Raw genomic sequence first — 12,279 nt, forward strand, 5'->3', positions numbered from 1 at the left:
GGCAAAAACTCATGTTGCCTGACACGCCACTTTCGCGAGCAAGCCCGCTCCCACAGTTGCCGTATTACCAAGGCAAGAAGGACTTTTCACCCACCGTCCATCGAACCTGCTGAGCAACACCGACAAACGTGATTTAATAGCCGCCTTTCACGGTTCCGGGACACGGGAGCAACGTGATCCGCGCGACCTGCGCGGCACCCGCCACCCACCCCCATCGCCCTTAAGTCGTTCTCACATAAGGCTGTCATGGATACGGGTTCTCGACTCAAACTAGTACGCGAAAGCTACAAACTCTCCCAGCGCGAGCTGGCCCGGCGTAGCGGCGTGACCAATGCCACCATCTCCCTGATCGAACAGAATCGTGTCAGTCCTTCCGTCAGCTCACTGAAAAAGCTGCTCGAAGGCATCCCGATGTCCCTGGCCGACTTCTTCACCTTCGACCAGCCGCCCCGCGAACACCAATACGTCTTCCGCGCCAACGAACAACCCGACCTCGGCCGCCACGGCCTGCGCCTGCTGCTGATCGGCGCCTCGGTCCCAAGCCGCCAGATGCGCTTGCTGCGCGAGCAATACGCACCGGGCGCGAGTTCCGGGGAAGAGCCGATTGTTCACTCGGAAGGTGAGGAGTGCGGGTTGGTGACCCGTGGCACCGTGGAGTTGACGGTGGATGGGCAGGTGAGCGTTTTGAGTGCGGGGGATGGGTATTACTTCCCGACGACGCTGCCGCATAAGTTCCGGAATATCGGGGCGGATGAGGCGGAGATTATTAGTGCGAATACGCCGGCGAATTTTTGAGAGTGAATCGTTACTAAGCGCTAAGAATAACCTTTTTTCACAAGGATGATGCCGCCAGATTTTTTTTGCCAGCAATAGAATATTTAATTTGCGTAATGCTGAAGGGACTGTCAAAGGAAAAGGGAGAATTTCAATGATAAAGTAAAGACGGAAATTTTATTGGAGCGTTTTTTTGGATTGCGGGTTGCTTTGGTAAAGCTCTGCTAGTTAAAGTTAAAGTGAATTTGTGTGATTTATAAGGATGTATAATTAATGAGTCAGGATCTAAATTTTACTAATTTTTCTACGATTATTTCGGACCTGTACAGTGTAAAAAACTCAGAGCGAGAGTTTGAGGAGATATACTCTTATTTGTGCAGAAATACTTCTTATTTGTCGAGGGCGATTTTGCGTGGAGGTGATGCTAAGTCGTTTTTTATAAAATCATTTTCTTGGCTTTTTGCAGCGGCAAACAAACTTGATATTAACCTAGAGCATGCTTTTAGGAAGAAGTTTCCGAATGTGTGTCCTTATTGTATTGCCTCGCCGTGCCAGTGTGCAGAAACACATAGAGCGCCTGTAAAGCATATCCCTATCGACGAGGTTCGCGTTGAACTTAATGATAAATACAATATAGATATAAATAGATATCCGCAGATTACATTGGATCAAGCAATTTCCAGGATTTCGTTAATATACCCGGCAAATAAATCTATTTGGAAGGCTTTTGGTAGCTTTTATCATTTTTCTAGGGTTTTTGAAGAGTTGGGAGAAGTGCATGAGGCTTTCTCTTCTTACAAAAAAAATGGGAAAAAAGTAAACTTAGAAGAAGAGCTCGCCGACGTCACTGCATGGATGTTGTCAGCTTGGGCTATACATCAATACCCTTTGCAGTTATCTCATGCAATAAAGGATTACTACGCAGATAACTGCCCTATATGCAAGTCTTCCCCCTGTGAATGCAACAAATATTCTGACAGATCTCAAATGCTTTCTGACTCGAAAAGTCTCAAAGAAGTCAAAGAAAAAATAACTGAGTTGCTTGGACTGGATCCGGATTACAAAAAAGAAATTCAAGATGTTTTATCTTCATTTGATAGTGCTATATCTACAGCTTCCACAGTGGATGCTAAGCAAGTTATAACTAGCGCTAGACAAGTTTTGAAAGATTTGGAAGAGAGCATTGAATCTGCAAGTGCGGATGGTGGTTCGGAAAAGATCAAAAACGCAATTCAAGAGGTATATTCTTCCATAGATACAAATAAGTATTTTTGGAAATAGAATGGCATTGATGCCGCTGGTAGCGGCAGCGTATAAGGCACGTTCGAATAAATGCTTTTGCGTAATGTGCAACTAATTGGTGTTGTAAAGAACCGACAGGTGTAGCTTGGATCTGTCGGTTTGTAAATGTGCTTTGTTGATATTGATTAGAGAGTTGCGGTGTATATAGAGCTCAACAATGTCAGTGAGGTGTAAATAAAGGTATAGGTGGTGACATGGATGTAGAGAGTTTTAATCAGTGTTTGATATATATGCAGTCCGTTGCGCCAAATAAATCGCTTATCGAGAAGTTCTTGCCGGCTATTGGTGGCGTTAGTGGAGCCGTATTGGGTTTCTTGCTGACTAGTATGGTTGCGTTCTCGAAAGAGAGGAAGGTTCTTGCAAACAAGTTGATGTGTTGCAATGAGGATGTTGCCAGGGTGCAATCCTCGGTGGAACAGCTCATAAAGGAACTCTTCAAGATCTTGATGTGTATATCTGTAGGCGATTTGCCTAAGGGGCATGGGTTGCCAACAAATATAGGTGCGCTGTGCTTAAGTGAGTACTTCAAAGATGTCGCGCATAAATTCAGCAAGAATCAGCGGTACTTAATTCAAGCGACTCTAGAAAATACTAGTGAGATAAATTCGCTAATAGATGTTCTTCAGAGAAGCTCTTCTTTGGAGGATAAGTACAAGTATTCTCTGGGGTTGCTTAGTGCTATTGGATTGGCGTTGCAGATTTCCAATGGTTGCAAAAATATCATAGGTAATACTAATAAAGAACAACTCGATCAGATAGAGGAACTTGAAAGGATTGGGGTCTCCTCAAGTGAAATCAAAGCTTTTTTATTGTTGAAAAGTAACGCTAGCAATCAGAATGATATTCTTAAGTTGAAGTAAATTTAATAGCTTTTTAGGTTGGTGTGTGCTGCTTGTGGAATAGGAAAAGTTTAAAAAGGTGACAGATTTATTTTATGAGTCTGTCACCCTCAAACTTTCTAGCCAAGAACATTAAACCCTCTTTGCTCTATAACTCGAAACAGATCACTTACGTCTTGCACCATGATTCTGGCGATTGTGGTGACTGTGTTGATGTCATGTTCAGCGTGGTCAGGTAAGTGAATGCAGGCCATGAGATCGAGAAATTTGAGTACGGCATTCAGGCGTTCACTGAGGCAGGCGTGTAAATCGCGCAGTGGGATGTCGGCGTCGATGAGCAGCACCGGGTGGTCGGTGGCTGGATGGGACATGTTCACGCAGTGGCGGAGCGAAGTTTTGCTGGTCATGATGGAGCACTCTTCAATAGATTAAGGAGCGCCACCTTTTTGCTGCGAAACAAATGGGTGGCAGCTGTATGTGGGTTCGCAGACCGGAGAAGAGCTAAACCGGCAGACCTGAAGGTCTCCCACACACAGCCGCCATAAATGAAACTGCGGCGAATTTTGCCACAGTTGTTATTGAGCGGTGTGCGTCACTTCTGAGGGCTGCGAAACCCTATCGCCAAATTTGTTCAGCGACAGACCCACTCTAGGCATCGACCCCTACCGTCGCAATCAGCCTGTAGGACGTGGAATCACCACGTGTGGCCAGCGATTTTGCTCCTGTTCGGTGGCGTAACCCGCGTAAATCAAGGGCTGCGGTGTATCAGGGAAAAATGACTTGCCCGGTTTCGGCCCGCTTCGCAGCCCCGCAAGAACAAGCTCCCTCACCACGCGGAGTGATTTCCTACAGCGTTCTCAGATCAAAAAAATCATCACACATACCAGCCCCGGAACTTTCCTCAAAACCGATGTCAATTTGATGGCGTGTCGCGACGCTCATTCATCGGCTCAAGCAGTGCCAGGCTGTTTCCTGGTCGACCAAGGAAGTGTGTGATGAGACTAGTGCTTGCGATGTTGTTGATGTTCAGCGGATACACGTTTGCCGGGTGCGCCAGCATCAATGACAGTGACCAGCGGGCTTATTGCGAAGCCAGAGAAAAGGGCAGCAGTTGTTCGTACATCCACGACTCGGATTTGCGTTCGGCCTGTGATGCTGAAGTGAACGGTAGATCCTGCTCGTACATCGCCGACAGTGACCAACGTGACTACTGCAACGCCAAGAAGAACGGCAGCAGTTGCGCGTCCATCCATAACTCGGATCTGCGCTCGGCGTGCGAGGCGGAGCAGAAGGGCTATTCCTGTTCATACATCAGCGACAGTGACCAGCGCGCCCTGTGCAATGCCAAGCAGAGTGGCAGCAGTTGCTCGTACATCAGCAATTCCGATCTACGCAACGAGTGCGAAGCCATGAAGCGCTGATTTGAGGGTGCTTCGCGAGACTCATTTAAATCGGATTAAACAGTGCCAGTCTGCTGACTGGAATACCAAGGAAGCGTGTGATGAAGAAAATACTGGCGATGTTGTTGATGTTTGCCTTCGCCGGCCATGCCTTTGCTAGCTGCATGAATATCAACGATCCGGATCAGCGCAGATATTGCGAGGCCAAGTCCGGCAGTGGCAGCTGTAACGACATCAACAATACGGACCTGCGCAGGATGTGCGATGCGGAAAAAGGCAGTGGTAGTTGCAACTCGATCAATGACGGGGATCAACGCCGTTACTGCGAGGCCAAAACCCGTGGCGGCAGTTGCAACAGCATCAACGATACGACTCTGCGCAGGATGTGCGATGCAGAAACAGGAGGCGGTAGCTGCAACTCGATCAATGACACGGATCAGCGTCTTTTCTGTGAGGCCAAAACCCGTGGTGGCAGTTGCAACAGTATCGGCAGCCAGGATCTGCGCAATCAATGCGAAGCCATGAAGCGTTGATTGAGTGTGATTGCGTCAACCAGTGCCAGTCTGTTTACTGGTAAGCCAAGGAAGCGTGTGATGAAGAAAATACTTGCGATGCTGTTGATGTTTGCCTTCGCCGGCCATGCCTTTGCTGGCTGTATGGGCATCAACGATCAGGATCAGCGCAGATATTGCGAAGCCAAGTCCGGTAGCGGCAGTTGCAACGGTATCAACAATCAGGATTTGCGCAGGATGTGTGAGGCGGAAACCGGAAGTGGCAGTTGCAACGGGATCAATGATTCGGACCAGCGTCGTTACTGCGAGGCCAAGACCAACGGGGGCACTTGCAACGGCATCGGTAGTCAGGATCTGCGCAGAATGTGTGAGGCGGAAACAGGCGGTAGCACCTGCAATGGCATCGGCGATTCTGATCAGCGCCGACTCTGTGAAGCCAGGACCAACGGGGGCACTTGCAACGGTATCAGCAGCGAGGACCTGCGCCGTCAGTGCGAAGCCATGAAACGCTGATCCTCGGCCTGATCCAAACGTAAAAAGGGACACCCAACGGTGTCCCTTTTTCGTGGACGCCTGAAACGGAATCCCCGGACCACCCAGTCAAACTTTTCACTTGCCACAACCCGGCTCATCGCCAAAGGTTCCCCCCATCCACACCACGTCGTAGACTGCGAAACAAGTTGTAACGCCTCTCCCACGGACGGAACCGCGCATGATTCAGATCGGCAGCCGCAACAACGCCCCCACGCCGCAGCACAAAACCCAGGACATCTACATCTTCAGCATCGACCTGTCCCGACCGGCGACGCCGTTCTGTTTCGAGCAATCGATTGGCGGCGGGCATGTCGAGCAGGGTGGCGCGCGGTGGCTGGCGCTGGATGAACTGGATGGCTGGCCGGGCGAGTGGCGTGAGCATCTGAAGAAGGCCGGTTGTGCCTGGGTGGCCGAGTTGATGGACGCGCATTCGGGAGACAGTCAGGCTGATCTGGTCTCGCTGATCCTCCAGCGCTACGCCGAGCCGGCGCAGCCAGCCGGGCGTTTGCAGGCGATTGGGCGTTGGTTCAAGCGCCACTTCTATATTGGCGGCCGGTACGGCGTCTGACCCGAGGAAACTTTCATGACCCAGACTCTGGAACGCGCCATCGCGATTGCTGCCACGGCCCACGCGGGGCAGGTGGACAAGGGCGGTGCGCCGTACATTTTGCATCCGCTGAAGGTCATGTTGCGCATGAGCAGCCTGGAAGAGCGCATCGTCGCGGTGCTGCACGATGTGGTCGAGGATTGCGGCATCAGCCTGGATGATTTGCGCAAGGAAGGCTTCAGCGAAGAAGTCTTGTCAGCCATCGAATCGGTCACCAAGGTGCCGGGCGAATCCTACGAGGACTTCGTCGAGCGCGCGGCGCAGAACCCGATCGGGCGGGTGGTGAAGCTGGCGGATCTGGAAGAAAACAGCGACCTGTCGCGGATTGCCTCGCCGAATTGGGAGGATCTGGAGCGGATCGAAAAATATCGACGGGCGATTGGACGGTTGCGCGCCTGATCGCGTTTTGAATCAAATAATCATGGATGAAGAGAGCGGCAGATGGCACGAATTGATTTGAATGTCCCTTTCGCTGAAAAGGATCAAGCCAAACTTCTTGGTGCACGTTGGGATCCTCAAGTGAAGACCTGGTATGTGCCAGAAGGTACGAGCGCGGAGGCTTTTGCGCGTTGGGTGCCACAGTTGACTGCGTTTGGTTTGGAGCATGAGCCGGAATTCCATGTGCGCTCACCGTATTATTTCATCTTGCAGTCGGCTACAGAATGTTGGAAATGCTACTGCCTGACTCGTGTTTTCTCATTCAGGCTTCCAGAAGAACACGAGCAGTTCGAGTTTGCCGAAGAGGACGAAGAAACCGACTTCTCACTGGAACGCGGACTTGGCTACTGGGTATGCGATGGATTCCGGGCTGGATTGTCCGATGTGCTCACCTTGTCGCCTTCAGTCATCAAACAGCTTCGTACCTATACCACTCGCTATCAGCCTGACTACAGCCAAAAGGCGGGAATGGTTTATTACATGAATCACTGCGAACACTGTTCTGCAAAACTGGGTGATTTCTACATGCACAGCGAGCCTGGAGGTGCGTTTTTCCCAATGTCTCCAGATGCAGCAAGTGCGATGACCTTGCACTTGGTCAGGGAACGGTTCGATGGCAACGGCAGCCTGGGATGGTCCACCGAAGACTTCGTAGATTTCATGCAACTCAAAAGCTGTTGACTGCGCGCGTATTGCTCGTACGGCAGTGACCTGCCTTTCTGGTGTCAGGCACTGCATTAGAAAACGAATCACGATTGCGTCCTTTCGACTATTGGAGAGTTGATGAAATCCATTCTGTGTTTGTTGATCGCTGCCGGATTCGGCGCGCTGTTGCAGTTCGAAGGTGTGCCGCACGGTTTGCTGCTGGGCTCGATTCTCGTCACCGCACTGGCCGCCACCAAATTTGGCTTCGCGCCCAGGACCCCTTATGGCTTGGGTTACATTCAGGTCACCCTCGGCATCGCCACAGGCTTGATGTTCGAGGCCTGGGACAGCGCGACCGTCTCGACGATGTTGCCAAGTCTTGGCCTGTTGCTGCTGTGCCTCACAGTACAAGTGGCGCTGTCCGCCTTGTGGCTGGCGCGCGGGGCAGGGTGGAATCGTACCGATGCCTTGCTGGCGGTGTATCCGGGAGCGCTGGCGGCGGTGTTTGATTTGCTGGAATCGCATCAGGCCTCGAGCAAGGTCATCATCGTGCATCTGATGCGTTTGCTGCTGATCACGGTGCTGGTGAGTTTGCTGATTCCCGGTCAGGCAGCAGTCGTGGTTGCGGAGGTCGATCCGCTGTCCACGGGCATGGCGTTGACCGTGTTCTCGCTGATCATTTCGAGCATTGTGGTCGGGCGATTGCTGCTGGCGATGGGTGTGCCGGCGCCGTTCATGTTGACGGCGATTATCCTGACGGCCGTGTTCCTGAAATCGGGATGGCTGCACGGTTTTCACATGCCGGACTGGAGCCTGAATCTGGCGGCGCTGATTCTCGGTGTGCGGATCGGCTCACGTTTTCAGGGCCTTGGCCTGGCGGAACTGGCTCGTCATGGCCGCACGGCGTTGGTGTCGGTGGGTTTGATGATTCTGGTCGCGGCGGGGTTCGCCGAAGTGGCGGCGCGGTTGCTGGGCAGTGATGCGTTGTCGCTGTGGCTGGCGTACATGCCGGGGGCCATTGAGACCATTGCCATCGTTGCGTTTGGTGGCGGGTTGAACGTGGTGTTCATCTTCACTCACCATCTGGTGCGAATGGTGCTGCTGCACTTTGCGCCGGCGTTGTTGGTGCAGGTGCGGCGGGCTCGCGAGGAGGTTTGATCTGCTGGCGTTACCGAACCTGAGGCTCGCGAGCACCCCTCTGAATCACGCATGCCCCAGGGCAATCGCAAACGACACGACGATCATGCACGCAAACGCAAAATTGAGATTCATGGGTGTTCATCCTGAGCCTTATTGAAGTGGTGCCATTCTGAACAGGCCGGATGCAAAGAAAAAATTCGGCTTCATGATTTCAATGATCGAAACAATTGATACCAGCCGGTTTGTGTTTGGCCGAGGCATTGGTTAGTCTCGCCAAACCTGCAATTACAAGCACAAACAGGCATAACCATGCACGATCATTCCACCTCCGAGCTTCCCTCCCTGCGTCGGCAGAAAATCCTCTTGATCCTCGAACGTGACGGCAAGGTCATGGCGTCCGAGTTGAGCCAGCATTTTGCGGTGTCCGAAGACACCATTCGCCGCGATTTGGCCGAGCTGGACAACGCCGGGCTGGTGCAGCGGGTGCATGGCGGGGCGCTGCCGCGACCGAAGGACACAGGCAAGGATTACTTCACGCGGATCAGCGAAACCGACGAGGTGAAAACCAGCCTCGCGCAACTCGCGGCAGGCAGGGTGAAGGACGGCCAGATTGTGCTGTTCGATTCCGGCACCACCACCTTGCAGATCGCCCGTTCGCTGCCCTCGGATATCTCGATCACCGCCGTGACGACGTCACCGATGACGGCGATCACGCTGGCGGAATACAAGGGGATCAAGGTGATTCTGGCGGGCGGGCAGCTGAATCTGGCGACGATGTCGGTCAGCGGTCACGAGACTGTGCGACTGCTGCAAAGCATCAAGGCGGATGTGTTGTTTACCGGTGTATGCGCGATTCATCCGGAGGTGGGGCTGAGTTCGCTGTATTTCGATGAAGTGCCGGTCAAGCAGGCATTGTTCGACAGTGCGGCGCAGGTGATTGCCGTGACCACGGCAGACAAGCTGGGGGCTGTGGAGCCGTTTGTGGTGGCGCCGTGCAATCGGGTGCATACGCTGATTACCGAGCGGCATCTGGCGTCGGGCAGTGCCGAGGATTATCGGCGGTTGGGGATTGAGGTCGAACAGTTGCAGGACTGATGTTTTGCGGCAAATAAAAAGGCCCCACCGTGAACGATGGGGCCAGTTCAATCAGCGCAGTTTTTCCAGCATCTGGTAGTACCACATGCCCGCCGCCAGCATCGGGTTCCCCAGCAGATCCCCCATCGGCACCCGAATGTGCGAGCACGCGGCGAACGTGTCGAACTGCTGCATCTGCCCGGTGATCGCGCGGCTCATGATTTCGCCCATGATGTGGGTCGTGGCGATGCCGTGGCCGGAGTAGCCCTGGCAATACCAGACGTTGTCCGAGAGCTTGCCCAGTTGCGGGATGCGGTTGATGACGATGCCCATCGCGCAGCTCCACTGGTAGTCGATTTTCACCCCTTTGAGTGCCGGGAAGGTCTGTTCGATGCACGGTCGCAGTTCGCCGGCGATGTCCCGTGAGTCCTTGCCGCTGTAGTTGGCGCCGCCGCCGAACAGCAGTCGGCCATCGGCGGTGAGGCGGTAGTAGTCGAGGACGAAGCGGCAGTCGTAAACGGCGAGGTCTTCGGGGTTGATCTGCTTTGCCAGATCCCCCAGCGGTTCGGTGGTGACGATGCCGCCCATTGCCGGGAAAATCTTGCCCTTGAGCTGGCCCGGTTCGAGCTTGTGGTAGACGTCGCCGGCCAGCAGCACTTGATTGGCGTCGATCCGGCCGTGGGCGGTGCGTACGCCAGGGTTGTCGCCGTGAATGATTTCCAGCACTTCGCTGTTTTCGAAGATCAGCGCGCCGAGGCTTTCCGCCGCCCGTGCCTCGCCGATGCACAGATTGAGCGGGTGCAGGTGCATGTTGCGGGTATTCTTGATTGCGCCGTGATAGAGGTCGCTTTGCAGCAGGTCGCGCACCTGGCTGCGGTCGAGCAGGCTGACTTCATCGCCCATGCCGCGACGCACGGCTTCGTCGTAGTCGCTGCGCAGACCCGCCATGTGGCTCGGCTTGTACGCCGCGTGCAAATGGCCGTGCTTGAGGTCGCAATCGATGTCGTATTTCTTGACCCGTTGCTGAATGATTTCGTGGCCGCGCCAGCGCAGGTGCCAGATGAAATCGTCGACCTCATCGCCCAAGGTGTTGCGCATCTGTTTGCGCATCGCGCCGTCGCCGGACAGGCTGCCGGTCACCTGTCCGCCGTTGCGTCCGGTGGCGCCCCAGCCGATCTTGTGGCTTTCGACGATGGCGACTTTCAGGCCTTTTTCGGCGAGTTCCACGGCGGTGGCGACACCGGTGAAACCGCCGCCGATGATCACCACATCGACCTTGTGCCGGCCTTGCAGGGTCGGGTAGTCGGTGTCGCGGTTGAGGGTGGCGGTGTAGTAGGAATTGCTGCGTTCAGTCATGTCAGTGTCCAGATTCGGGAGTCGGTGCACGGACCCTGTGGGAGCGGGCTTGCTCGCGAAAGCGATGCGTCAGTCACCTGAAGTGTTGAATGTGACGACGCCTTCGCGGGCAAGCCCGCTCCCACAGGGGAAGAGTTGTGAAAGATCAGGCTTCGGTCAGGTACCAGCGCCAGTCCTGCTCACCCACTTCGGCCATGAACTGCCGGTACTCCGCACGTTTCACTGCCAGATACACCCCAAGAAATTCCTGCCCCAGCGCATCCCGTGCCCACGCCGAATTTTCCAGCGCCGTGAGCGAGGTCAGCCAGTCGGTCGGCAGCAGTTCTTTCGCCTGCGCATAACCGTTGCCCTGCACCGGTTCACCCGGATCGATGTCCTCTTTTATCCCGCGATGAATGCCCGCGAGAATTGCCGCCGCTGCCAGATACGGGTTGGCATCGGCGCCGCAGATGCGGTGTTCGATGTGTCGGGTGTTGGCCGGGCCGCCGGGCACGCGCAGGCTGACGGTGCGGTTGTCGACGCCCCAGGTCGGCGCCAGTGGCGCGTAGCTGTTGGCCTGGAAGCGGCGGTAGGAGTTGGCGTTCGGGCAAAACAGCAGCAGCGAATCGAGCAACGAGGCGAGCATCCCGCCAATCGCCGTGCGCAGCAGCGGGGTGCCGGCCGGGTCCTCGGAGGCAAACAGATTGCGTCCTTCGGCATCGGCGAGGCTGACGTGCATGTGCATGCCAGTGCCGGCCAGGTGATCGAACGGCTTGGCCATGAACGTCGCCTGCATCCCGTGCTTGTGCGCCACGGCTTTGACCAGCCGCTTGTAGCGCACCGCTTGATCCATCGCTTTCAGCGCATCGCCGTGTTCGAGGGTGATTTCCACCTGGCCTGGCGCGTATTCCGAGATCGCCGTGCGGGCCGGAATGCCGTGCAGTTTGCAGGCGCTGTAGAGGTCGGCGAGGAACGGCTCGATCTGTTCCAGCTCACGCAATCCGTAGACCTGTGTGTGCCTCGGTCGGCCACCGTCGGCATCCAGCGCCGGTTGCGGACGCCCGTTGTGATCGCGCCTGGCGTCGAGCAGATAAAACTCCAGCTCGCAGGCCATCACCGGGTGGTAACCCTCGGCCTTGAGGCTGTCGATCACCTTGATCAGCAGGTGACGCGGATCGGCAATGCTCGCGGGCATGCCTTGCTCCGGGTGCATGCTGACCTGCACCGCGGCGGTCGGAATCTGCCGCCACGGCAGGCGCACCAGACTGCCTTCCAGCGGATAGGCGCGGCAGTCAATGTCGCCGACGTCCCACACCAGACCGGAGTTTTCCACGTCTTCGCCCTGCACGGTCAGGCCGAGGATGGTGCTCGGCAGCGGGCGACCGCTTTCGTACACGGCGAGCAGTTCTTCGCGGTGCAACAGCTTGCCGCGCGGCACGCCGTTGGCGTCGAGGATGAACAGCTCGATCATGTCGATGTCGGGGTTTTGCTCAAGAAAGTTACGGGCGTCTTCAATGGCTGCGAATTTCATAATCAATCACTCACGATGGCGCCGCACAGGCGCGCAGATTCGAACCGGACGCAGCTCGGCAAAAGGCGCGGGCGTCCTGGCAGGGATATCGAAAAAATGAGGAGGGCTGTCGCGATTTTTACCGGCGCGATCAGACGGACAGGCAGAT

The 12,279-nt window shown here is 55.0% G+C and carries 14 protein-coding genes; 10 read left to right on the forward strand and 4 right to left on the reverse strand.

The window, feature by feature from the left end:
- The first annotated feature begins 246 nt into the window (after window positions 1–246).
- The 3 genes from ACW9HX_RS00005 (at window position 247) to ACW9HX_RS00015 (ending at window position 2,936) form a co-directional block, all read left to right on the forward strand.
- Window positions 247–795, forward strand: a complete 549-nt coding sequence (locus ACW9HX_RS00005) for a cupin domain-containing protein (protein WP_007957093.1) — start codon at window positions 247–249, stop codon at window positions 793–795.
- A gap of 252 nt (window positions 796–1,047) precedes the next feature.
- Complete coding sequence (locus ACW9HX_RS00010; protein ID WP_457378951.1) at window positions 1,048–2,055, forward strand: hypothetical protein; 1,008 nt, start codon at window positions 1,048–1,050, stop codon at window positions 2,053–2,055.
- A 215-nt stretch (window positions 2,056–2,270) separates the two neighbouring features.
- Entirely contained in the window at window positions 2,271–2,936 is a 666-nt protein-coding gene (locus ACW9HX_RS00015; protein ID WP_457378952.1) for a hypothetical protein, read from the forward strand.
- A 98-nt stretch (window positions 2,937–3,034) separates the two neighbouring features.
- Here the strand turns inward: ACW9HX_RS00015 and ACW9HX_RS00020 are convergent, their stop codons facing one another.
- Window positions 3,035–3,322: a fructose-bisphosphate aldolase gene (locus tag ACW9HX_RS00020; RefSeq protein WP_457378953.1), complete on the reverse strand. Its 288-nt coding sequence runs from the start codon at window positions 3,320–3,322 to the stop codon at window positions 3,035–3,037.
- Window positions 3,323–3,910: 588 nt separating this feature from the next.
- Between ACW9HX_RS00020 and ACW9HX_RS00025 the strand changes: the two genes are divergently transcribed.
- On the forward strand, window positions 3,911–4,336 hold the full coding sequence (locus ACW9HX_RS00025; RefSeq protein WP_457378954.1) for a hypothetical protein: 426 nt from the start codon (window positions 3,911–3,913) through the stop codon (window positions 4,334–4,336).
- 35 nt (window positions 4,337–4,371) lie between these two features.
- Here ACW9HX_RS00025 and ACW9HX_RS00030 read toward each other — a convergent pair whose 3' ends face one another.
- Complete coding sequence (locus ACW9HX_RS00030; protein WP_457378955.1) at window positions 4,372–4,827, reverse strand: hypothetical protein; 456 nt, start codon at window positions 4,825–4,827, stop codon at window positions 4,372–4,374.
- An 81-nt stretch (window positions 4,828–4,908) separates the two neighbouring features.
- Between ACW9HX_RS00030 and ACW9HX_RS00035 the strand changes: the two genes are divergently transcribed.
- The 6 genes from ACW9HX_RS00035 to ACW9HX_RS00060 all read left to right on the forward strand — a co-directional run bounded on the left by ACW9HX_RS00035 (window position 4,909) and on the right by ACW9HX_RS00060 (window position 9,286).
- The gene (locus ACW9HX_RS00035; RefSeq protein ID WP_457378956.1) at window positions 4,909–5,340 is read left to right on the forward strand and encodes a hypothetical protein; all 432 of its coding nucleotides are present in this window, start codon (window positions 4,909–4,911) and stop codon (window positions 5,338–5,340) included.
- A 199-nt stretch (window positions 5,341–5,539) separates the two neighbouring features.
- Complete coding sequence (locus ACW9HX_RS00040; protein WP_457378957.1) at window positions 5,540–5,929, forward strand: hypothetical protein; 390 nt, start codon at window positions 5,540–5,542, stop codon at window positions 5,927–5,929.
- A 15-nt stretch (window positions 5,930–5,944) separates the two neighbouring features.
- Complete coding sequence (locus ACW9HX_RS00045) at window positions 5,945–6,367, forward strand: HD domain-containing protein (protein WP_457378958.1); 423 nt, start codon at window positions 5,945–5,947, stop codon at window positions 6,365–6,367.
- Between the two features lie 42 nt (window positions 6,368–6,409).
- Window positions 6,410–7,087: a DUF5710 domain-containing protein gene (locus tag ACW9HX_RS00050; protein WP_247842410.1), complete on the forward strand. Its 678-nt coding sequence runs from the start codon at window positions 6,410–6,412 to the stop codon at window positions 7,085–7,087.
- A 102-nt stretch (window positions 7,088–7,189) separates the two neighbouring features.
- Entirely contained in the window at window positions 7,190–8,209 is a 1,020-nt protein-coding gene (locus tag ACW9HX_RS00055) for an AbrB family transcriptional regulator (RefSeq protein WP_457378959.1), read from the forward strand.
- Window positions 8,210–8,500: 291 nt separating this feature from the next.
- Window positions 8,501–9,286: a DeoR/GlpR family DNA-binding transcription regulator gene (locus ACW9HX_RS00060; protein ID WP_457378960.1), complete on the forward strand. Its 786-nt coding sequence runs from the start codon at window positions 8,501–8,503 to the stop codon at window positions 9,284–9,286.
- Window positions 9,287–9,337: 51 nt separating this feature from the next.
- Here the strand turns inward: ACW9HX_RS00060 and ACW9HX_RS00065 are convergent, their stop codons facing one another.
- Complete coding sequence (locus ACW9HX_RS00065) at window positions 9,338–10,621, reverse strand: NAD(P)/FAD-dependent oxidoreductase (protein WP_457378961.1); 1,284 nt, start codon at window positions 10,619–10,621, stop codon at window positions 9,338–9,340.
- A gap of 145 nt (window positions 10,622–10,766) precedes the next feature.
- Window positions 10,767–12,131: a glutamine synthetase family protein gene (locus ACW9HX_RS00070; RefSeq protein WP_457378962.1), complete on the reverse strand. Its 1,365-nt coding sequence runs from the start codon at window positions 12,129–12,131 to the stop codon at window positions 10,767–10,769.
- Between the last annotated feature and the right edge of the window lie 148 nt (window positions 12,132–12,279).

Source organism: Pseudomonas sp. SDO52101_S400 (assembly GCF_054071635.1).